This window comes from Myxosarcina sp. GI1 (assembly GCF_000756305.1).
Classification (GTDB): domain Bacteria; phylum Cyanobacteriota; class Cyanobacteriia; order Cyanobacteriales; family Xenococcaceae; genus Myxosarcina.
Map to the genome: position 1 here is coordinate 78,545 of NZ_JRFE01000052.1, position 21,850 is coordinate 100,394.

The 21,850-nt window shown below is 38.4% G+C and carries 26 protein-coding genes; 7 read left to right on the forward strand and 19 right to left on the reverse strand.

Going from position 1 to position 21,850, the window contains the following annotated elements:
- Positions 1-30 precede the first annotated feature (30 nt).
- Together KV40_RS27735 and KV40_RS27740 are read right to left on the reverse strand one after the other, a co-directional pair.
- On the reverse strand, positions 31-1,011 hold the full coding sequence (locus KV40_RS27735) for a hypothetical protein (protein WP_156114212.1): 981 nt from the start codon (positions 1,009-1,011) through the stop codon (positions 31-33).
- 144 nt (positions 1,012-1,155) lie between these two features.
- Positions 1,156-1,590 (reverse strand): DUF4383 domain-containing protein, encoded by a 435-nt coding sequence (locus KV40_RS27740; protein WP_156114213.1) that lies wholly within the window; start codon positions 1,588-1,590, stop codon positions 1,156-1,158.
- Between the two features lie 638 nt (positions 1,591-2,228).
- Here KV40_RS27740 and KV40_RS27745 point away from each other — a divergent pair.
- Positions 2,229-3,521, forward strand: coding sequence for a glycosyltransferase family 2 protein (locus tag KV40_RS27745; RefSeq protein ID WP_072013925.1), 1,293 nt, complete (start codon positions 2,229-2,231; stop codon positions 3,519-3,521).
- Here KV40_RS27745 and KV40_RS27750 read toward each other — a convergent pair.
- From KV40_RS27750 to KV40_RS27760, 3 genes are all read right to left on the reverse strand, one after another.
- Positions 3,468-4,055 (reverse strand): class I SAM-dependent methyltransferase, encoded by a 588-nt coding sequence (locus KV40_RS27750; protein WP_036488015.1) that lies wholly within the window; start codon positions 4,053-4,055, stop codon positions 3,468-3,470. The two genes, KV40_RS27745 and KV40_RS27750, sit on opposite strands and share 54 nt — an antisense overlap.
- Positions 4,052-4,804: a PIG-L deacetylase family protein gene (locus KV40_RS27755; protein ID WP_036488018.1), complete on the reverse strand. Its 753-nt coding sequence runs from the start codon at positions 4,802-4,804 to the stop codon at positions 4,052-4,054. Before KV40_RS27755 ends, KV40_RS27750 begins: the two co-directional genes overlap by 4 nt.
- Positions 4,805-4,888: 84 nt before the next feature.
- Entirely contained in the window at positions 4,889-6,043 is a 1,155-nt protein-coding gene (locus KV40_RS27760) for an acyl-CoA dehydrogenase family protein (protein WP_216595753.1), read from the reverse strand.
- 188 nt (positions 6,044-6,231) lie between these two features.
- Here KV40_RS27760 and KV40_RS27765 point away from each other — a divergent pair, with 188 nt between their 5' ends.
- Entirely contained in the window at positions 6,232-6,702 is a 471-nt protein-coding gene (locus KV40_RS27765) for a DUF4079 domain-containing protein (protein ID WP_036488075.1), read from the forward strand.
- A 235-nt stretch (positions 6,703-6,937) separates the two neighbouring features.
- Here the strand turns inward: KV40_RS27765 and KV40_RS27770 are convergent, their stop codons facing one another.
- On the reverse strand, positions 6,938-7,381 hold the full coding sequence (locus tag KV40_RS27770; protein ID WP_036488021.1) for a DUF4383 domain-containing protein: 444 nt from the start codon (positions 7,379-7,381) through the stop codon (positions 6,938-6,940).
- A 149-nt stretch (positions 7,382-7,530) separates the two neighbouring features.
- Positions 7,531-8,400: a manganese catalase family protein gene (locus KV40_RS27775; RefSeq protein ID WP_371260846.1), complete on the reverse strand. Its 870-nt coding sequence runs from the start codon at positions 8,398-8,400 to the stop codon at positions 7,531-7,533.
- Positions 8,401-8,709: 309 nt separating this feature from the next.
- Between KV40_RS27775 and KV40_RS32710 the strand changes: the two genes are divergently transcribed.
- The 3 genes from KV40_RS32710 to KV40_RS27790 are packed head-to-tail and all read left to right on the forward strand — an operon-like array spanning position 8,710 to position 11,749.
- Positions 8,710-11,229, forward strand: a complete 2,520-nt coding sequence (locus KV40_RS32710) for a DUF5906 domain-containing protein (protein WP_052056019.1) — start codon at positions 8,710-8,712, stop codon at positions 11,227-11,229.
- A gap of 4 nt (positions 11,230-11,233) precedes the next feature.
- Positions 11,234-11,497, forward strand: coding sequence for a hypothetical protein (locus KV40_RS27785; protein WP_156114214.1), 264 nt, complete (start codon positions 11,234-11,236; stop codon positions 11,495-11,497).
- A gap of 45 nt (positions 11,498-11,542) precedes the next feature.
- A complete protein-coding gene (locus KV40_RS27790) occupies positions 11,543-11,749 on the forward strand; it encodes a hypothetical protein (RefSeq protein WP_036488023.1) in 207 nt (68 codons plus the stop codon).
- Here the strand turns inward: KV40_RS27790 and KV40_RS27795 are convergent.
- From KV40_RS27795 to KV40_RS27845, 11 genes are all read right to left on the reverse strand, one after another.
- On the reverse strand, positions 11,746-11,997 hold the full coding sequence (locus KV40_RS27795) for a hypothetical protein (protein WP_156114215.1): 252 nt from the start codon (positions 11,995-11,997) through the stop codon (positions 11,746-11,748). The genes KV40_RS27790 and KV40_RS27795 overlap by 4 nt on opposite strands.
- On the reverse strand, positions 11,963-12,325 hold the full coding sequence (locus KV40_RS27800) for a hypothetical protein (protein WP_036488025.1): 363 nt from the start codon (positions 12,323-12,325) through the stop codon (positions 11,963-11,965). The genes KV40_RS27795 and KV40_RS27800 overlap by 35 nt, the downstream gene beginning before the upstream one ends.
- Positions 12,322-12,762, reverse strand: a complete 441-nt coding sequence (locus KV40_RS27805; RefSeq protein WP_036488026.1) for a D-Ala-D-Ala carboxypeptidase family metallohydrolase — start codon at positions 12,760-12,762, stop codon at positions 12,322-12,324. Before KV40_RS27805 ends, KV40_RS27800 begins: the two co-directional genes overlap by 4 nt.
- A 19-nt stretch (positions 12,763-12,781) precedes the next feature.
- Positions 12,782-13,666 (reverse strand): malectin domain-containing carbohydrate-binding protein, encoded by an 885-nt coding sequence (locus KV40_RS27810; RefSeq protein WP_036488027.1) that lies wholly within the window; start codon positions 13,664-13,666, stop codon positions 12,782-12,784.
- A complete protein-coding gene (locus tag KV40_RS27815) occupies positions 13,653-13,883 on the reverse strand; it encodes a hypothetical protein (RefSeq protein WP_036488028.1) in 231 nt (76 codons plus the stop codon). The genes KV40_RS27810 and KV40_RS27815 overlap by 14 nt, the downstream gene beginning before the upstream one ends.
- Entirely contained in the window at positions 13,883-14,467 is a 585-nt protein-coding gene (locus KV40_RS27820; protein WP_052056020.1) for a hypothetical protein, read from the reverse strand. Before KV40_RS27820 ends, KV40_RS27815 begins: the two co-directional genes overlap by 1 nt.
- Positions 14,468-14,478: 11 nt before the next feature.
- Positions 14,479-14,823 carry a hypothetical protein gene (locus KV40_RS27825; RefSeq protein ID WP_036488030.1) on the reverse strand — a complete coding sequence of 115 codons (345 nt, stop codon included), beginning with the start codon at positions 14,821-14,823 and terminating at the stop codon, positions 14,479-14,481.
- 179 nt (positions 14,824-15,002) lie between these two features.
- The gene (locus tag KV40_RS27830) at positions 15,003-16,439 is read right to left on the reverse strand and encodes a hypothetical protein (RefSeq protein ID WP_036488031.1); all 1,437 of its coding nucleotides are present in this window, start codon (positions 16,437-16,439) and stop codon (positions 15,003-15,005) included.
- Complete coding sequence (locus KV40_RS27835; RefSeq protein WP_036488033.1) at positions 16,436-18,352, reverse strand: hypothetical protein; 1,917 nt, start codon at positions 18,350-18,352, stop codon at positions 16,436-16,438. Before KV40_RS27835 ends, KV40_RS27830 begins: the two co-directional genes overlap by 4 nt.
- Positions 18,353-18,354: 2 nt before the next feature.
- Entirely contained in the window at positions 18,355-19,320 is a 966-nt protein-coding gene (locus KV40_RS27840; RefSeq protein WP_036488034.1) for a hypothetical protein, read from the reverse strand.
- Positions 19,320-19,694 (reverse strand): hypothetical protein, encoded by a 375-nt coding sequence (locus tag KV40_RS27845; RefSeq protein WP_036488036.1) that lies wholly within the window; start codon positions 19,692-19,694, stop codon positions 19,320-19,322. The genes KV40_RS27840 and KV40_RS27845 overlap by 1 nt, the downstream gene beginning before the upstream one ends.
- Before the next feature lie 61 nt (positions 19,695-19,755).
- Between KV40_RS27845 and KV40_RS27850 the strand changes: the two genes are divergently transcribed.
- Both KV40_RS27850 and KV40_RS27855 read left to right on the forward strand, forming a co-directional pair.
- A complete protein-coding gene (locus KV40_RS27850) occupies positions 19,756-19,953 on the forward strand; it encodes a hypothetical protein (protein WP_036488038.1) in 198 nt (65 codons plus the stop codon).
- A 2-nt stretch (positions 19,954-19,955) separates the two neighbouring features.
- The gene (locus KV40_RS27855; protein ID WP_036488040.1) at positions 19,956-20,216 is read left to right on the forward strand and encodes a hypothetical protein; all 261 of its coding nucleotides are present in this window, start codon (positions 19,956-19,958) and stop codon (positions 20,214-20,216) included.
- Between the two features lie 111 nt (positions 20,217-20,327).
- Here KV40_RS27855 and KV40_RS27860 read toward each other — a convergent pair whose 3' ends face one another.
- The gene (locus KV40_RS27860) at positions 20,328-21,746 is read right to left on the reverse strand and encodes a hypothetical protein (protein WP_036488042.1); all 1,419 of its coding nucleotides are present in this window, start codon (positions 21,744-21,746) and stop codon (positions 20,328-20,330) included.
- Between the last annotated feature and the right edge of the window lie 104 nt (positions 21,747-21,850).

Sequence of the window (21,850 nt, forward strand, 5' to 3'; positions counted from 1 at the left end):
CGTCCCCACACAAATATATAAAAGTTGACGCTAAATCTCTCCACCGCCAAAGCCGCTAGCAAAAAGATTGTTTTCAATCTCGCCAGCAGCATTAGGAAAGACATCCTCGAAACCATCAACTGCTCCTGTTTCTTCTAAAGCACCCCAGGGAGATGCTGCAAATAAAGCATCGGGATCGATATCCTCACCCATACCTCCGCTATTATCGGTGGTAAAGCGATCGAATTGCCCGTTGAAGTCCCAAGCGTAATCATCATTATCGCTGAACGTAGAGTTGCCTTCTTCAGTAGGCATCATACCGCTTCCAAGAGAATCTCCTTCCATTGCAGTGGTTTGAGTCTCACTTTCGTCACCGATAGTAGATAAGTTTGTACCGAGATAATTGTCTTGCTGTCCGTCATCATCGGGCAACTCTAGCAGCAAATTTGTACCGAGCGCAAAAGGCGTTGCTCCGTCTCGCTCGGATAGGCTTTCTTCAGTAGAAGTTTCGCCGTTGCCATTAATATCTTCTTCGATGACAAAGGTAATGTTCGTACCGACAAGTAGAGGTTCGTTGCTATCGCTCGTAAAGTTGACTCCAGTTGCCAATTCCTCTTCATTGTTGCCATTGGCAGGACTTGTAACGGCTCCTTCCAAATCCCAGCTATAGTTGTCATCGGCTCTTTCGGCGGTGGGTGAAGACATCTCTCCGCTATAAAGGGGATTATTATCTATCCTCTCAAGCCAGTCGCGATCGCCATCAATAACTGTAATGTTAGAGCCGAGATAATTATCAGAACCATCGAGGTTAATTCCTAACTGCTCTTCTAATAATTGAGCTTCAGCGTAAGTAATGTCGATTGTTAAATTTGTACCTACTGCTAGAGGTTGGGTTTCTGTATCATAAGTCAGGTTGTTATTTTCAGATGCATCATAATCTAAGGTAGTATTTGTACCGACGAGTAATGGTTCGCTGTTTTCGTATTTTTGCTCGCCATCACCATTCATAATTTCGTTTGATATTTCTGTCACCGAGTCGCTCCTCTTTTATTGCGTAGGCTTTCAGCTTCACGGTACAGAAGAACCAGAAGCCAGACAATCTCTAATATTTAGGAATAATTGTCTTTACTTTCTGAGTTTTCAGTTTTTAAAATTTCGTATTTATCGAACTCACATTTAGTAATTAGGTATAACCCACTTAGAAACAAAACCAAAGTACCCAGCGATCGCGCTTGATAGGGCATTCAACCAGACATTGTTACCAAAAATTGGCATCGTACCAAAAAAACTTTGAGTTATTGGCAACAAACCCATAATCGCTATTAAAGCGTAGCTAATAGCAAAACTGCGATTGTAAAATCTCGCTCCATCTCCTGTTGCAGCAGCAGCAATGCCGAATAAGCCCACAGTTATATGGATTAGGTTATGAAGTAGATTGGTGGGAAATAAGCCAAAGAGAAAGCCAAATCCTTGAGAGTAAATATCACCAGCACGATAAACATAATAAGTATCGTATTTTTCTGTTGGTAAGGTTAGAAGATTGGGAAAAAATCCTGCAACTCCAATAATTAGGAAGAAAATCCCCAAGCCTAGCGCACATTTGCGTTGCATAGTTAATACCTCTATTTTACTAAGTGCTAAATTATCTATCGAGCAATTTTATTTAAATATTTATAATGTTTTAATTTTGAAAAAATTGGCAATTGCAACTCAATTTGAGCCGACTTTTTTTAAACACCAATTTCATCAAACTTATTGAAGTCATCAAAGTTTTGGTGTTTAGTATATTAGACTGCTAAACTTTTATTTTTAGTAAAAAAGGGAGTTTAAATTTACTATTTACAGATAATCAAACAAATTCTTGATTTCATTAAAGCAAAACTAAAGTCAATAGCAAATCTTTCTTTAGTAAGAACTTTATCAAAAAGAAGAGAACTACTGCTCCAAAAACGCAGCAGGGTCGCGACACAATTTAATACAAATCAGTAACGGCAATTAAATTTTTAGCTATTACCAAAAATAATTCAAAAATAATTAGCGGTTGATAGTAGCAAAAATGCAATCGTCTTTTAAGTTTTGTATTTATTCCTCCTATTTAAACACCAAAAAGACAAAAAACATCTACTTATTTGCATAGTATTTTAACAAAGTTTATTTTTTGAATTCTATCTTTGTAAAGAAGAAAGTCAGTATTTAAATTAGTAAAAATGTAAATACTTTACTACACATTTACATTTTTAAATAATTAAATGTTAAAAACCGTTTCGGAAGTTTTTCCCGTGCTAAAAACGGAGCGAATGGATTATGATGCCAATCTAAAACCGTTAGTCAGCCAACTACCACTTGTAAGCTGCCAAGCTTGCGTAATTGTCCCCGTGCGCGATGAAGCAAAAAGTCTTGAAGCAACGCTATTAGCATTAACAAATCAAATCGATTTTCAGGCTAAACCTTTAAATAAAAACTGTTACGAAATTATTGTTTTGGCTAACAACTGTTCGGATAATTCAACAGAAATTGCTAGAAACTTTGCTCAAACTCATCCCGATTTAGTCCTTCATATCGTTGAGATGACTTTAAATAGCGATCGCGCACATATCGGTTGGGTACGAAAGCTTTTGATGGATGAAGCCTACAGACGATTGAAGTTTATCGGACGCGACACAGGTATTATTGCCTCTACCGATGGAGATACGCGCGTTTCTTCTACTTGGATCGCCGCAATTATGCAAGAAATCAACAGTGGAATTGATGCTGTAGGCGGTCGCATTATTACGGAGCGTAAAGAAAGATTAGCTTTAGAGCGAGCTACGAGGCTGTATTTTTTGCGTTATGTTGGCTATCAATACTTAGTCGCGCAACTTGAAACTATTTTAGATCCAGATTCTTACGAATGCTTGCCACGACATCATCAGCATTTTGGTGCGAGTTTGGCTGTAACCGCTCGAATGTATGCCAAGGTAGGAGGATTACCGCCCTGGCGTTCTTCAGAAGATGTCGCTTTATATAAAGCTTTAAAGCGTGTTGATGCTCATTTTCGCCATAGTCCCAAAGTAAGAGTAGCTACTAGTGCCAGAGTTATAGGAAAAGCTAAAGCTGGACTTGCAGATCGACTGTCTCAATTGAAAATGATGGCTTACAAACACCAACCGATGTTAGTTGAATCTGCCGAATTGCTTCAAGCACGTTTTTGTCTGCGTCGTCAGCTACGCTGTCTGTGGCAAAAGGTTCGAGAAGGCAAAACTTCTTCGGTAGAGCTTTTAATTATCGCTCCAAAACTAGACATAGCTAGCAATTTATTAGAAGAATCGATCTGGCGATCGCCAACTTTCGGTTTGTTAGTGGAGCAAATTGGGCTTTATCAGCAAGACAATGACGAGCTAGAGCGCAACTGGCAAAAAGTAACGATTCAAAAAGCAATTGCCGACTTACGCACTATAGCTTCTGGTTTTAGTAGCCATTCGCCATTAAAGCAGTTTGAATCTTTATCTTTAAACGCGCTCGAACAAATCAAGCCGATATTGCTCTCGCCGCAGTCCATGTAAATGTTTTAAATGGGTGCCAGTAAGCTGCCCAAAAAAATTGTGAACTTCATCACCTGTAAGAGGATAATCTTTAGCAAACAGCGTCCAGTGAACTAGCAGCAGATGTCCTCCTACATGGAGATGTTCGATAATCAATCGTTGGGTTTTTTTTAGATCGTCCCAGTTTAGATAGTAGCCTACCTCTGATAGCAGAGTTAGATCGAACATTTCATCGGGATAAACTTGAGGTACTTGGGCAATCTCAAAGCGTACCTGAGATAAATCTTTACACCGAGCGATCGCTTGTTGTTGTGCGGTTTGGGAAACGTCTATCGAAAGTAACGAGTCACAGTATGGTGCCAGTAAAGCAGTAAGTACCCCAATCGAGCCTCCTATTTCTAAGGCATTATGGTAATGAGTTTTGGGTAAAGCTTTAATCGTGGTTTGATATTTTTGGGCTTCGTAATCGCTAGTTTCAAAATCCCAGGGATCGGAATTTTTGCGATACATTTGTTCAAAATAACTTGGCGGTAAAGAATTTTTCGGCTTATTCATTGACTTTGTAAATATATTTCCCAGGGTCGAGTAAAATTTTGCAGTATCTGAGGTGTGAGTCGAAACCCTTGAGGATCGTCATCAATCAAATCGCTGATTTGAGAGCGATATTGAGCGATCGCCCGTAGTTTTAATTCCAGGACGCTACTAATATCCAAACGCCAAGCCTTTAGCGACTCGGTAAAACTGCCTCTTTGCTGTCTATCCCAATCCCAGATGGGATATTCAATTAGTTGTGGCGGTTTAGGTAATCTTTGACTCGCTGTTGTAAATATTTGCCAGCTGGCACGATGGTCGGCATGAGGATCTTTACGCCAAGGCAAGAAAATCATTGATGGGGCTAAAGCAGTCAGAAAATTATAACAATGTGCGATCGCCTCTTGAGATGCTTTATAAGTATTTACCGCACCATCGGGCAGCCCCCAAAAAGTAACCGCTTTGGATTCTACTCCTAAAATTTTTAGCGCCGCCAAACTTTCCCGTTCCCTAAGTTTTTTCAAAGCTGGAGGAGGATAGGTTTGGGAGTTAGGATGGGATTTGGTGCCATCGCTAACAACTAATACATTTACGGATAGATCCAATTGACGCAGTAAAGCGATCGCTCCTCCACAGCCAAGAGCTTCATCATCGGGATGGGGAGCGACAATTAAGACACAACCAGATGAATCAAGATTGACTAGTGTTTGTATACTCAACAAGGGTAGAGATTCTGGCTCGTCAAACAGAGAGCGATTAACTATAGCAGTCATATTAGGAAAGAAATAGACAGCAGGATTGAAAATATATAGTTTGTCTTGCTTGTTTGCTTAATTTATCAATTTGACAAATCGCCTTCACAACTCCCAAAGCTCTCTAGCGAGGTCAGTTTTAGAAAGCACATATTGTCCGACATTAGTAATAGCCGTATCAAAAGCGGGTTGTCGCAGATACAAGCTCAAGTCTCTAATCAGACGCTCCATTGGTTCGGGAGGGAGTAACCCTAAAGTTCCAATCGAGCGTTGACTTAACTGAATTGTATCCAGACAAATTTGTTCGATCGCCGTTCGCACCATATTGGCATAAGCTACTAGTTTTGTAGCTTGTTCGTGGTTATCCTGGGGATATCCGCCAAATACAGGGGCATAGTTATCGACTAACCGCGCTGCCCTCTGAAGCCAGAGCTTACCGCTTTCAATAGCGATCGCCATTTTACCCAAACGTTCTTGTTGGTGAGGATGATCGCAGCGATCGAGCTTTTGTAAATATTGGCGAGTAGCATCAAATAAAGCTTCTGCACCGCCAAGCTGTACCGCAGCAAAGCGAATTACGCCACCGCTCAACCAAGGTTGACGAAAATAGTCTCCAGGTTGACCGATTAAAGATTGCTGTTCTATTTCTACGCCGGTAAAGTCAACTTTGTAGCTAACAGTAGCCCGCATTCCCGATGGTTGCCACCAGTCTGAATCTACTACTGTTTTAGCTTTCTCCATCGCCACAATACACATTTGCCATCCGCCATCGGGCAATTTACCGTTGACAAATGGACGCTCGACATAACCACAGCCCGTACAAAAAGTTTTACTACCTTCTAATCGATACTTTCTGTTATCTAAAGGAATAATCTTTACTCCGTCTTCGGCTTCGGCATTCCAAACACCGAATATTTTGTGTTGTTTGGCATCGGCAGCATAGGACTCTATCTGTTCTGGTGTACCAAAAGTTTGGATTAGCTGTAAAGCATTGACGTGACCTTCATAAATACGCCCTACAACCAGGTTTCCACGACCAATTTCTTTGAGAAGCAGTAATAACTTCTCAGTGTGACCCGTTTCAAAACCCAACCCCAGCCCACTCCAATGACGGCTCAAAGGAGCAGTCAACAAACCTGTTACTGCAAAATGCTGAAATTCTTCGACGGGAAAGATAGCTTGTTTATCTAGCTTATCCGCATTGGCTGCTGCAAAATCGGCAATTTCTTTGGTCTTTTGAATAATTTGCGTCAGTGACAAATTTTGAGTTGGGGCTGTTTGGGGGAAAAGTTGACTGATAATCTTTCTTCTCCTATGCTAATAGTCTCGTTATTTCTAATTGTCTTTAATACTCTTGTTGAGACGCTTCTATCTAGAGGAATAGCTGCTGAGGCATCAGCTTGGCTTTAATCCTTTTTTTAGTTAAAGCAATTTATCACTTACAGATTATGAATATAGCAATTCCCGAATCAATTAAAGTTTGGTCGCAATTTATTCATCCCGTTTTAATGTGGGTGTTACTAGCAATGACAATTTATGCTTTATATTTAGGTTTAAAAATTCGACAAATTAGAAGCGTAGAGGGTGAAACCAAAAAAAAACTAATTAAAGATCGTTATAACATCAGGCACTATCAAATCGGCTCGATACTGTTAGCACTCATCACAATCGGTGCTTTTGTGGCAATGGCTGTTACTTATCTTAATAATGGCAAGATCTTTTTTGGCTCACACTTAATTATCGGACTAATTATAGTCAGCTTAGTTGTTACTTCCGCTTCCCTCTCACCGTTGATGCAAAAAGGTAGTATGTGGGCGCGAAATGTTCATTTTGCTATAAATATTGGCGTTTTAGGGTTATTTAGCTGGCAGGCAATAACTGGCGTACGAATTATTCAAAACATTGTCAGCAAGATGTAATAATTTTTCTTGTTTGGCAAAATATTAGATGAACTATAAAATCTGTGTAGCAATTTCGCTTTATTATTTTTGCTTGCTGGAGTTTGATTATCATTGCGCTCTGAAGGCTGAGTATTAATATTAACCGACGAGCCGAGACATTTTTGTCGTTGACGCAGAATAACCTGTAATTTGCAAATTAAGTGGCGATCGCTCTTTAGAGATAAAGATCTGGTAAAGCGATCGCCTTATTTAATTAAGCATTAAGTTCTGTAGTTGTGGTTTCTCTACCTAAGAAGCCATAGTAACCAGCAATTACACCCGATAAAGCATTAAACCAAACATTGTTACCAAAGATGGGCATAATGCCAAAAGTAGTTTTAGTTAGGGGAATTAGACCCATAAGGGCAATTCCAATATAGGCGATCGCAAAGCCGCGATTATAAAGTTTGGCGTTTCCTGTAGTCGCTGCTGCAATACCTAACGCTCCAACTAAAAGATGAACGATATTATGCATCAAATTAATCGGAAATGCAGCGAACAAATAGCCAAAGCCTTTGGCATAAAAGCTATCCGCATTTAAAGAAATACCACCAGCGTCTAAGCTTTCGGGTGGCAATGCGACTAAGCCAGGGATAAACCCAGTTATGCCCAAAAGTAGAAAAATAATGCCTAAAGCTAACGCACAGTTACGTTGCATAATTTATACCTCTATTGTGTGTCTGGATGTTGAACTATTCGAGCGAGTAAAATTGTCGAGAGATTTTTATCCCGATTTGTGTTGTCGCTCTCGCTATTAACTTGTAAGCTGTCAAGCTCATAGCTAAGAGCTAATAATTAACAGATTTTTTACTGTTTCCCCGTACTGTGGAATCGAGGATCGGGGGCTGGAGGATCTGGCATTTCTGACTCCCCTTCAGGATTTTCGAGATATTCAAATTCTCCTTTACCATCGGGAGCAGTTCCTTTTGCCCAACGTCCTTCTTTACTCTCGGTTCCTTCAGATAGATTCCAGAATTGATAAGAGGCGTGTTGTTTTTCTTGTTCTTGGGGGAAAGAACTAGGAATGGGTAGACTTTCTAAGCCGTCGGCTTTAAGTTCTTCAATTGCTGCTACCCACTGGTTTTGGTGCATGGTGTCGCGAGCAATCATATAAGCTAAAGTATCTTTAACTCCTGGATCTTTAGCCATTTCGTACATTCTTACTGCCTGTAAACGACCCTGAGCTTCTGCCTGAACGTTAGAATAAAAATCAGCCATTAAGTTACCAGAAGCGATTACATAGCGACCGTTCCAGGGATAGCCCATACTGTCTGCTGGTAGCGCACCACCGCCAGTAACGGTAGCGTGTTGGGGGTTCATGCTAGCCATAATTACATCTTCGGCTTTCATGCCGCCCATAACACCTTCCATGATGGGGTCTTTGACAGCTTGTTCCTGTTGTTCTATGGGCGCATTATCTAAAAGATGAGCAATGGTAGTTGCTAGCATCTCGATATGTCCGATTTCTTCGGTGGCAATATCGAGCATCATATCTTTGTATTTTGCGGGACCTCGACAGTTCCAACCTTGAAAGAAATATTGCATCATTACAGTCATTTCGCCAAAAGGACCGCCAATCAATTCCTGCATTTTTTTAGCAAGAATTGGATCGGGATTTTCTGGTTTGGTAAAATATTGTAGACGCTTCTTGTGATAAACGGGATGAATTTTGCCTATCAACGTGAAGTCAGTATCTTTAGCCTTTAATCCGTAGGAGAAAGACCTTTTTTACTTACTACTTACTTATATGACTGTTAATTTAGACTCAAAATAATAGATTCTTGGCGATCGCAACTACAAAAAGTATTTACTTGGTAGTTACTTACTTTTAGGAACAGCGATCGCTAAATATTTCACATTAAGCGATCGGTATAAATACTGTATCGGTAAACGTTGGTAACACAAATAATGGATAATGTCCCAAAACGCACAAAAGACAGTTTTGGGGACTGCCTTTTGAAGATGTTATTCATTTGTCGCACTAACATGAATCAATTTTACAGCAATAATGACGGTAAATTCGATAGAGTCTCAAAAACTAATCCCTGTGTACATTGTGGTAAACCTGACTGGTGCTACAGGTTAGGTGAATTATCGGTATGCCCGAGAGTTACCGAGGGAACGGCAACCATAGCAGAAAATTGGGAACAGACAAGCCAACAAGATGACAACGGACATTATTATTTAGCTCCCATAACCGAGAAAAAAGTAATTAATCCCAAAGGAACGATTGTTTACCATTACCCAGATCGCCAAGGTAACGAGCTAATCAAAATAACCAGGATTGACGACGGGAACGGCAAGAAAGATTTTAAACAGGAACACTATGACGGCAATTGCTGGCACGAACATTTAAATAACTGCAATCCCTCAGACGTGCCAATTTATCGTTACCAAGATGTTAGAGACGCGATCGCTCGGAAGGAACAATATATTTTCTTAGTAGAAGGTGAAAAGGCAGTAAATAAACTTTGGGAGCTAGGATTGCCAGCTACAACAATTAGACCTGGAAAATTTAGAGAGGAACACGTTAAGGATCTTGAGGGAGCTAAAAGAGTAGTATTATGCCCCGATCGCGATATCCCAGGTATAAATAAAATGACTAAAGTTAGCGATTTCTTAGTCTCTTACAATGTGCCGATCGCTTGGTTGTTTGCTCCACCGAGCGATTTTTTCTGGCAAAAATTACCCAAAAATAATGGGCTAGATATTTACGACTGGATCGTTCGAGATAAAGCTACCGCCGAGCAAATTATTGCGGCAATAACTTACGAACCATTAGAGCTAGATAAAACTGAAGCTCCCAGGATTGAAGAAACGGAAGATAACTTTACTCAGAAAGCTTACGCCGCATTGTATGGGGAACGTAGCTATATTTCGATAAACCAACATTTATATAAGTGGAATGGTAGCCATTACGAGCGAGTATCGGAATTTGAAGAAAAGAAAAGGATCGCTTTATGGTGTCAGAGTACTCCATTACCCAAACGCGGCGGCGGTTATCGGTACGGGTTAGCTACTACTAGCAAAGTAGAAGAGATTTATAAATGGGCAATGGTTATTAATGCCGTCGATCCGAGTAAAATCAACCCTCCTGGGATTAACTGTAAGAATGGGGTAGTAGTAATTAATTGGTTGGGTAAAGTTCCCCATATCGAGCTAAAACCACACGATCCAAAAAGATATTTTACTTACTGCTCGGATGTTGAATATAACCAAGATGCCGATCCAACAATGTGCGATCGCTTGTTAGCTGCTTTAGATAAACCGCAGCGAGATATTTTTCTAAAAATTATTGCCGCGTCTTTAGATCTCAAAACGGTTAGAAAGTATTATTCAGGAGACATTAAAGCTTTACTGCTACAAGGAACTGGTAGCAATGGTAAAGATAGCTTATGGCAATCTGTAGCGGCTATTTTACGCGATAGCATGACACAAATTAGCCTGTCTGACTTTCAGGAATATGACAAGGGTAGAAAATTCAACGTAGCCAGGTTAGCTACCTCTCGTATCTGTTGGGCTAGCGAAAATAGTAGTTATGTCTCTCTAGATAATTTACAAATTCTCAAACAAGCCGTAACCAGTGAAGAGATTGTAATCGAAGAGAAAAATTTACCAGCTTATGAAGTCGAAGTAAATAGCGTTTTTCTCTTTAACGTCAATGAAGCACCATTAATTAACGCTGGTTTGGAAGCTATTAAGAGACGTTACGCGGTTCTTAGCTTTAATAAGACCTACTGTAAGGATGCTAAACCAGAATTAAACCAGTTAGAAGCCGATCCAAGGTTTAGATACGATCCAGAATTTTTGAATAATGAAATTGCACCATCGTTGTTAAATTACATACTTGCTGCTTTGAAATCTTTAGTAACTGAAGGAATAGATTACAGTTGCACTGAAGATGCTTTAGAAACTATAAAAAAGCAATCTAATCACCTGTGGGAATTTGTAGAAGATATCGGGCTAGTTCCCGATCCAAACGGGCAAGTTTATGTACAGGATATCTGGGAACAGTTAAAGCAATGGTACATGGATAATGACATTTTAGAACGTCAAGACGGTAAGAATTATTGGCAACCGCCTATTAGAAAAGGTGATGACTATGTTAAAGCTAGTCGATTGCTTTATAGCAAGTTAAAAGATATTTTTCCTCAGATTGACAAGAAAACAAGTACTACAGGAGATATTAAAAATAAAGCGGTTATTATGGGTATTCGCTTAATTAGATCGGTTAGGCAAACGGTTAGGCTGAAAGCATTGGAAAATATGACGGTTAGGCAAAGTGAGGCAAATACATTATATTACTCTGAGATCGAATTTATCAAACTTTATCTTAAAAAGTTAACGAGATTTCAAGCTTTAGAAGTTCAAGAATATATTAAAAATTTGCTTTCGCAACAAGAAAGTGAAAATTCTCAACAAACTAGCGAAAATTCATCTGATAGTGAGTTAGGCAATTTGCCTAACTTTGCCTCACCGCCCCCCCCCCTCTGGGTTGCAGCCTAACCGTTTGCCTAACCATTTGCCTAACTTTGCCTCACTAAGCGGTTTAAATGATCCGTTATTGCCGCATAAGAGTATTACGCTAACTGAAGCTTTTAAGAGCAAAATAGAATTTGTTTTTGATAAAGATAATGTTTGTTTTGAAGTGGGAAAAATAATCAAACCTCACATAATGGTTAAAATTCCAGGTACTAAGAAATATGAGGAACGAAAGCTACATGAATTTGAGCGAGTACAAATAGGTAAAACTATTTATTACTTGGAAAAATAGCTTTATTTAATCCTTAATAACTAATGATTACTACCAAAAATAACAATGATAGATGACGTACAAAAATCAGAAACAGAATGTCCTAAGTGTGGTTATTATTTAGTTTGGCAACAATGCCAAGTCATTGACTGCAATGAAGGATATATCAAGGATGACGATCCATTCTGGGATAGTGAAATACAAATTTGTGAAGACTGCCAGGGAACTGGTTATTTAGAATGGTGTCAAAACTGTGGTTATGGATGTAATTAATGTACTATTTCTACCCTTGTTGGCTTAACTAACCTATTACCGTCTAGCCAAATATCAGTTTTACGGTTTTTAGACTGGTAAACAATTTCTATTGGTTCAATTGTCTGAATGCGGTAAACAAAAGAGTTACCCATAAATACGTAAGCATCATAATCAGGGCAATATTTAAAATCCCAGGGACGATGATGTAAGCGACGGTACACGCGATATATTTCATTGTGCCTCTGACATTCCTTTTGATTGTTCATTAGTCAATTCATCGATTGTCTCGGATATATCTTGACTGGTAGACTCTAGCTTTTCCTGGTTGCGTTTGATAGTGTTATCCAAGCGATCGATCGTCATACTGCTAATCTGTCTTGTTTGCTTGATTTGGTCGATCGTCTCTTCTAGTTCCTGGTTAGTTTCCTGTACTTCTTTAAGTCTGTTTACTACCTGTAAAGATATTCCAGCACCTTTAAGTTCTACTTCTCTAGACCGCACCATAGAATAAGTCGCACCGCTAGAGAGAATAATTAATGAAATACCTAATAAAAACCCCATCGGGCTATATCCGAGTTCGCTATAAAATTTCATGCGTACCACCTCGCTTTACTACCTCTCCAGTCAATGTGAATAAAGTTGTAATAACGACCTATACCGCCAATATGAACCGAATGTAAGACTTTATATATTTGTTGTGGAGAATAGTAATTAGAACGTATATCTACAGCATCACCATATTGATGACGTGAATATTTACTACCGCCAACAGCAACATTAACTTTAACGGGACGATACCAGGAATTGATATGTATCGGACGGTTGCCAAGCAAACTTCTGATCGCGTCTAAACTTTTTGCCGTTCTAATAATTGAAGCTTCAATGTCATATGTACTTTGAATAAACTTGCCGTCAATCACTAAGTCTTCTATGGGACGGGATAAATTTTTAGTAGCTTCACCCCAGGTAAAATGCGAGCCATCATAGATAGGCGTTCGCTTCTCTACATTAAATCCACTAGGTAAAAGCATAATTAAACATCGTCTATTTTTAAGCTATTTGAATTATTGCTAAAGCACAAATAATTATTGGTTTGTCGTTTTGTCCTACCGCTCTTACTCTCAAACCACCTTCAATCTCTACCGTATAAGTTTTGATTAATGGTTTATATTGCCCCCCTGCTTCTGTCCAAATATTCAATCCTTCTTCTACTAAAACTTCATTGATATATATGTCAATAAACCGAGTAGTAGGATCGTTTCGATACCATTCTTGAGCATAAAAACTTATTTGATACCTTCCGTCGGGAGCATTAGAGTCTATATAGCCAGCTTCTAAAGCATTTAAACTCGATTCAAATAAATATGAATCGGGATCGGCAATTGGATTGTGAGTTCTATAATTACCTTCGTAAATAGGCAATTCTCGTCCTATCCAGCGATCGCCGTTAATATCGGTATAATCGCCACCGCCAATATTAATCCTTATGATGTAAGCATTTTTTAATTCATGGGGATCTACGTCTAAATTGCTGGCAATTAAAGCAATATTTGACGATATAGCACTTAGTTTTAGATCGATATCTTCTAGTTTTGGTCGCTCTGTAGACATCCAACTATCAACATAAACAATCCAGTTGGGAGCAGAATAATACTTTCGCTGTCCTCGAATAGCTATCCTTGCCTCGCGATTGCTAAAAAAATTGTCAAAGCTATAAATAAAGGTTTGAGTAGAAGGATAAATCGAACGATATTGACTGAGTTCGATTAAATTACCGTAGTTGTAAGCTAAAGCGATCGCACCCTTAAAGCCATAGGGTGCGTTACCAATACCACCATTGATTAAATGTCGTATCCGAATGACGTTACCCGTAACAGGTTGGGTATATTGCCACTGCTTAGTAGTAACTACCGCCGCCAAATTACGCCAGGTCATCAGCTTCTATCTCGTCTAACCGCTCGTCATATTCCCCACCTTCTAAGTATTCGTCTAGTTCTGTTTGGGTAACAGGTCTAGCAATACCCGATCCAGGTTCAAAGACAAACGCATATGTATCACCATCCTTAGCGGCTACGTGTCGCCAATCTGGACGTGGTGTTAGTAGCGTTTCATTAAAACCTGGATCGCCAGGAAGGTAGAGAATATCAGACATTAACTTTCTGCTACTACCCCTACTGTGTTGTTAGTAATCGACCATCCTTCATTGGAAGCTTTATCAAACACTGACTGCTTGGGAGCGATAAACGTTGAAACAACACCATCAGCTTCTTTTTTATAAGCTCTAGGCGGTTTAGGAGAATTAACGCCCCATACTAGATCGTCTGCACTGTCAGCAACAGTAAAACCTAGAGTACTAGACAATTTTGCTTCAGCCGCCGTAATATTCCAGGCATAATTCCAACCTCCAGGCATTTGAACATATACGGTTCTAGTCTTGCCGCTAAGTTTAAGACCTCTAATCGACCCCTTACGAGTGACCGACCAACCATTTTTTTTAAGACTACTAACTTTATTGCTGGAACAATAACTGCTAATAAGATCGTTACCAAACTCTTTAGCCGCTCTAAATGGTTTGGGACTATTAGCACCAAAAAAAACACCAACCGCACCAGCGTAGCCAGTTTGTCCTAATGCATCTTTATAAGCATCATGTATTTTTTGGTTGGTCTGAAAACCATATTTAAGTTCACCCATACTTACATATACGGGTATTCGTTCGCCTCTACGTCTTGCCATGTCTTAACCTCCTATACGTTTGTACCTTTAACGGTTGCAGTATCTAAAGGAATCTGTACCGTATGAGATTGCGTAACGGTTACATAGCCATCGGCAGGTGGAGAATAAGAAAAACCAGGGAATGAGTCTAACTGTTCCCCTGCGGTTAATCCTTCGTTAGCTGTATCTTGTGCCGTAGTGCAAGCACTGCGTAACTTGTAGAGAAATTCGATCGTTCCCTCATCGGTTAATGCAGTATAAGTGTCTCCCGTAATTGCCGAAACGGATACTACAATATCAGATCCAGAAAGAGAAAAAGCGTCAACGCCTAGAGCCGTGTTCAATTCCTCGAATGTTAAATCTTCTTTGACCGCCATAGTAATAACTAAAAATTATTATTGGTTACAACTACCTTTATAGCGATCGCACAAACTTTTTGCATCCGTGTAAACCCATAGTACAAAAGGTGTTGAGCCATTTGCAGTATCGAAACTTTCTATAGGTAGTGCTAAAGTCGTTTGTCTGTGACAGTAGTTAAGAATTTATAATTGTAGTGTTAAAAACTTGACGGTAAGTCTACAGGTTTTCGATCTGTCCAAAGTACAATACGTTGCGATTCTGTCTTTTTACTTCGCAGTTCGCCGTTGGGTTTAACATCACCTTCTATTAACTTGGCATATGCAGGGTAAACGATTGTAGGCTCTTTGCGTCTCCATAAAGCGGTTTGTGTATCTTCGCCTTGAGTGTAATTAGTAATAGCAGCCGTTGAAAGTAGCATCATAGTATTTAACTGTTGTTTTGCTTCTGCATAAGAGCCGCCATAAACAACCATTTGTCTTCCATTAGTTAAATATGCTGTAACTCGATATTTACCCCAGGTAAATCTAGGAATACCACCTTTAAGCTTTTCCCAGGTAAGAGAATATTTAACATTTGGGATAACTAATTTAATTTCTTTAGCTCTACTGCCATCTGGGTTTTTCCAAGGTGGTTTATTAGCTGATTTAAATACTACTCTTAGCTTTCTTCGTTGCGGCGATGGATGTATATAGTCTTCTTCATAGCTACCCGTTATTTGACCGACATCGCGGTTATATATCAATTGATGCTGGTTAATTAACTGTTGGGTATCGGCAATAACTAGCTCTTGTGGTGACTCTAGTACAAACTGTTCCCCTTCCACTCTGGTATCGGGAGTAATAACTATACTTCTTTCTTGTCCTAACAATTCCTGTTGAGCTATGCGCTGAGATTCGTAATAGTCATCCAGGGTATAGGCTATAACGTATCCCATCTCAATAATTGAATCTTCTACCGAGTCTAATAAACCATTAACAAATGCTTTTAACTTGGCATTAGTAATACTGTTTACCTTTTCCTCTACCTTATCGGCAATGGTCCATGGTTTACGCTCGGTTGTTACTGGTTGTTGGTTCAGTCGCTTTAAACTGCGAATATCTAACAAGCCAATCAGCAAAAAGTTTTGTACTGCTACGTTGCGAGCGGTAAGGATGAAGTTAGTCAGTGCCGCTCGTAACTCATAACCGCCCTCTTCTGCCAGTTTTAAGGCTACTCTGCCAGCTAAAACAGGGAATTTAAACGATAAACCAGCGCTAACAGCAATACCAGTTAACCAAACTAATCCCGTACCAGTTAACCGCCCCAAAGCACCGCTAATTATGGTGTCATTACTTCTTAATTGATTTCTAATTTCAGCGTCAGTTTGATTCCAGTCAAAGTAAATAATTTCGTAATAAGCTTCGATCGCAAAATCCCAGATAGCTGTAAGCGACCAGCCACCAAAGGTTAATAAAGAACTAACCGCAAACCCTAGTAACTTTTTACCAAAACTAAAAACACGGGAAAATATATTACTGTTACCTTCTTTTTTGCTCAAATCTTCAGCTAAATTTATTACCCGTTCGCCTAACAAATTGCGAGTAATATTACTAGCCAAACTATCGCGTTTGAAAATAACAGTAGTTAACTTCATTTCTGGTTGTTTTTATTAACTGTATTGTCCTTAATCTTAGCCTCTGGTTTATTAACCTTATAGCGTCCTGTAGGGTTATTAGTGCGATTAACAAATTCTTGCCACTTAGCATCATTCTCGGTTCGCTGTTCGTCGCGTTTCTCTCTGATCGTATCGCCCGTAAATTTTTGTCCTGGTTTCCAGGGAATATAGTTAGCTGCTTTAATAATTTCCGCCCCGATTAAAGTACGTTTGACTAGTTCGACTAATGTCTCTTTATCTTGATTGATCCAGCTAATTATTTTTTGGGTACTAGGTTTAAATGTATCTCTCAATGTCTTAGCACCAGGAGTAAAACTAAGATTGACTTCTTTACTTTTTTCCTTACCCTTGTACCCTAAGTATTCAGCGTTCGCCGCCGCATAGTCTACGGCTACTATCGCCGCATTAGCCGCCGCCCTAGCTTCCGCCATAGTTCTGAGACTAGCGTTAAGAGTATCGTCAGTATCTTGAACTAAGCCAATAATTAACGCGGTAATTTCTGCTAATGCTTCGGCGTTGTTGGCAAAAGTAATAGTTTGCTCGACATCCCTATTATTAGAATCTTTAGCTTTAGATTTAATTTCCAGTGGATATTCACCAGCTAAAGCATCGATGTTTCTAATAATCCATTCTTGAAAGGATAGAGTATCGTATATTTTTAATTCCTGGTTGCCTTGTTCGGTATTAATAAGAGAATTGAACGTTGTTGCTGGCAATCTATGAAGACCAGATCTAAAGTAATCAACGCTGGAAAATGCACCGAGCAACTGTACCAAACTAGTAATAGTTAACTCTTTACCCTCGTCAACATCGGTTTTATATTGTGCCTTGCCAATAGTTCTTATATATTCTTCGGGCTTTATTTTTAATGAGATGTCTTCACTGTCAGGATTGCCCCATAAGTCGCCGCCAAGTATTTTATAAATGCGATCGGTATTAGCCAATATTTGAAGTAATAATTCCATATCGATATCTTGTCCTAAAAAACCACTTAAATTTATTTGACCGCAATTACTTAATAATCCTTCTATCTCTACGCAAACTCTAAGATCGTCTTCTACAAAACTCATGCCAATTTGTAAATCTAAATCGTTTGGATGCGATCCGCTCAAACCAGTATTAGTATGTGCATTTAATTCTGCTTTAGTAGCATAGGCACTCAAATCGACATCGTAACCACCGCCTATATAGTCAGGAATAAAAATGGTATCTTGTCCGTCATCTACTCTGACAGTTAGATCGAACCCGTTACCTCTTCTGCTACCCGATAATTCAACATCGCTAGTTACATCAATAGTTACGCTATCGCTTGCCTGTTGACCGTTTACGGTAACTGTAGAAGTTAATTGCGATCCGTAATCATTAGTACCTGTAAATTTAAGTTCGTTCTGTACCTCAATTGTTGGATCTGGTAGTTGAAAATAATCTTCATCGCTCGAACCATTGACGGTTACTTTAATAACCGAGTAATCATCTTGGGGAAAAACATCTACAAAAACATCCGTTTCGTTATTTACATTAATTACGTCAGAGTCCGATTCCCCATCAACACTGACAACTAATACGCCGCTCTCATTAAAAAAATCTACAGCAACAAATGGTTTGTAGTCATGCGCTGTAGGAATATCTTGGTTTACGTGATCGTTAAATTCATCCTGGGTAACGAAAGGCAAAGTTACCGTATCGGCATTAACGCCAATATCCTCTACCTCTACCTGTATTCTCAAACTGCGATCGCTTAGATCTGCATTGACGTTAACACTGGAATTAAATTGATGTGCTTGGGGAACAGCGAGGGATAAATGATTATTAATAAGACTTTCTAATTCATTTATTCGTCTCTCTAATTCCGCACATTTTGCGGCGGTACATAAATTTTCGCAGTTTGCCATAACTAACCACAGTAATTACTAAGAGGTATTTCTTTAATGCTTACTCCCAAATCGTTGTAACAGCAAATTTTACCGCCGCATTCTACAGGGCAAGTACCATCGGGGCATGATTCACAGCTATCACAATTGCAAATTACTTCGTAACTAGGCGGCGGTAAGGTAGGCGGCGAACATATTTGAGCGATATATCTAGCATCTAAATATTTAATTGCTTCTAAAGGGATAATACTTGGTTGTAAAGATGTCGAGTAAATATTGAGACACCAAGAAGGAATATCGCTTTTAAAGTTATTAGTAACTGCCAAAATATCTTTAGCATAATTAACCACTTCTATCCCTTCTAAATAAGACAATTTATCTACTCTTACTTCTTTATAAACATCAGACAACCGCGAGTCTATTTTTTCTACTTTTGGACATACATCACGTGTTTCTTGGTAAACAATTTGCTCGTTTTTATAAACCGTAAAAATACAATTGCCACAGTTATCTAATTCTCCATCTAATCGTTCAAAACTTATGAATTCAGACGTGCCTTCTAGTTGAAAGAGACTTGATTGGAATTGTTGAGCAAAAGTTCTTTTTGATGTTCCGTTTTCGCGCCAAGAATATTTAAAATACCATAAACCATTTCCTCTACTTTTTGGATAGCTAGCGGAAAGTAACGGAAAACCTGTAACAATTCCACCGCTACGATCGTCAAAAATAAACTGCAAATCTTCAAATGGCGGATAAAAACTACTATCCCCTGTTTGATAAATAATCCAGTCTCGCGTAGGACTCGCTCTAAAACGCCATTTAAGTATATAAGCAGTAGGACATTTTCCTTTTTCTTGTTCGATCGCATAATCATCACCTTCTATTTCTTGCCAGTCTTCATTTGGATACTTCCATCTAATAACAGGTGGTAAATACTCACGATAAACCACCTTGCCACATGATTCTGGTATGCAGTGAAAGTTACCCATTAACTAATCTCATCAGGATCTAAAGTTGTGCCTAGAGTATCGTTTTTATATGCTGTAGCAACCAAACGATAACCAAACTGAGAAACACTATTTCTAGTAACATTACGCTTACCTTCATTAGTAATATATAACCCTACTGTTTCGTCATTATTATCTGTTGGTTGATTCTGTTGGGATAGTAATAATAACGTCCATAAAATCTTAGTAGCGTTTGCGTCTATGGTATTAGCATTAATACCAGTTACTGTTAATCCTTTTCCTGTAGTTATATCTCCTGTATCGGTAAGATTGTTTAAATCAATTGACAATATTTTAGTAGTTTCATCAAAAGATACTGAAGATCCAAACCTTTGTTGTAATGTTAAATCTGCCATAGTTCTTTACTAATAAACATATTCATATTATGATAATCTAAATTCAATTTGTCGAGCAAAAATGCAATATAAAATTATCACTTATAAGCGTATAAAGAACTTAGGGAACTATCAGTCAGAAACAGTAGAGATGTCTATAGAGCTAGATGATAACGATATACCTCATGAATGTTTTGAAGATTTAAAATCTAGTGTTTTAAATGCGTTAGATATCGAACAAAAAACAGAACAAAATGACATAGACGAAATACCATATTGAAAATGATTCAAGATACTTTTTTAAAAGCAGTTATACGCATAAATCTGTTAGAAGTAAAAGATGATACTTTATTAGAAACATATCGGCTTTTAGGTGATTATTTGGATTTAATAGAAAATGAATCTAGCAAGCCTAGTATTAATCAGGTTGAAAATGGCTTGAGTCTACCGTATATGATTTACTTGAAAACTTTAGAGGTATTAACTAACGAACAAATAGATCGATTTAACGAAGCGTTAATAGATCGAGGCATCCCATTCTAATAAAAAACGCGATCGCTCTTTGTAGGGCGATCGCATTAGTTAAAATATTGGTGCTAGAAGTTAAAAACAAAATTTGGTAACTCTCAACGGGCAATATTGAGAGTTATTTTTTTATTTATCTGTTATTGCTTGATGCATCTTAAATAAAGTCTTTAACCGTTCATTTTCTGCTTTTAGCTGTTTATTCTCCAGTCTTAATTTAGTTAATTCATCTTGCTTAGCTTTAGCATTTTCCGCCGCTAGCTTGGCGGTTCTAACCTTTTCACTAATAGACTCATGTTTTAGATAGGTAGAGATATTTGTACTAATTTGATGTCCCAAGCTATTAGCAATATCTTTGGGGTTATAGCCTAAGTTATGCGCTCTATGGTTGTAGGCATGACGTAAAGCATGGGGAGTAAATGGTAATTTTCTCAGTCTGAAAAATTGAGCGCACATATGACTACAGGGATAACCACCATGACCCTTTTTATTGTCCTTGACTAAAGGATTATTAATGTCGGGTAGTTCTAACGGTTTGAGTAATCCAAACTTTTCTAACCAATTCTCACCAATTGGCGATAGAGGAAACGCTATTCGATAACCTGTTTTTGTTTCATGTTTGATCGCCAATAATTTATTGTCATTATTTGGATCGAGTATTGACGGAACTACAACAGAATTGTCAATTTCTAATTCATCGTCACCAATTGCCAACCAATCACCATTTTTAAAAATTACTGAAGTATCCCAGTTAGCAATATTCCACACCTCATGCACTCGCAAACCATAAACCGCTAGTAAACAATAGATAAATACCCATTGTTTACAACGCATTGCGTTTTTACCTTTTTTCAAACGATATTTAGTAAGCTTGTTTTCCCAAATATTAACTATTTCAATATCGCTAGGAATGTACTTAGTTTTTGGCTTGGGGTTGTTATTTTTGCGGTATCTAGCGATAAGACTGTCAAATTCATTGATTTGAAAATAATCTAAGAAATTAATCAAGCCATTTAGACAATACGTTCGATTGTAACTGTTATTTTCTGTCAGATGAATAATAGATTTAATCTGAGTTACGGTAATTTGAGACTCAAAACTGCTTAGTACTGTTTCAATATGTCGATAGCTACGATAGTAACTTTGCATGGGATACCGTAAACCAGCATTTTCTTTTAAATAAAAATTTTTGTAAGTGGCAATGGCGATCGCTCCCGTAACTTTTTCAGTCTTTACAACCTGTTTTTTCCCTATCAATCCCTCAAACCAATCCCAGGTAAAGGTATTAGCCAAAAGATGAGAAGTAATTAACCTACAATATCTTTCTGCTTCTTCAAGGCCTTTTTGGTTGTATCTAAGATTTAATCCTTTTTGTTGCTGTTTTTCATAATTAAATTGAGCAGCTAAGTTTTGACCGCTAACTTTGATAGTTGCTGTTTTCCCTCTCTTACCAATTGATTTAAGACGATCGTTAGTATCTGCTAACAGCTTAGGAAGTGAATAGCTCCCATCATTTAAAATTTGTTCGCTAATTATTTTGTTTTTCATAACTGGGTATTTCTTACTTACTTGTTACTTACTTAAAAGCATCAAGTTTGCCTACTCCAGTATATTTCAAAAAGATTACAGTTGCATACGTTTTTTGTGATAAA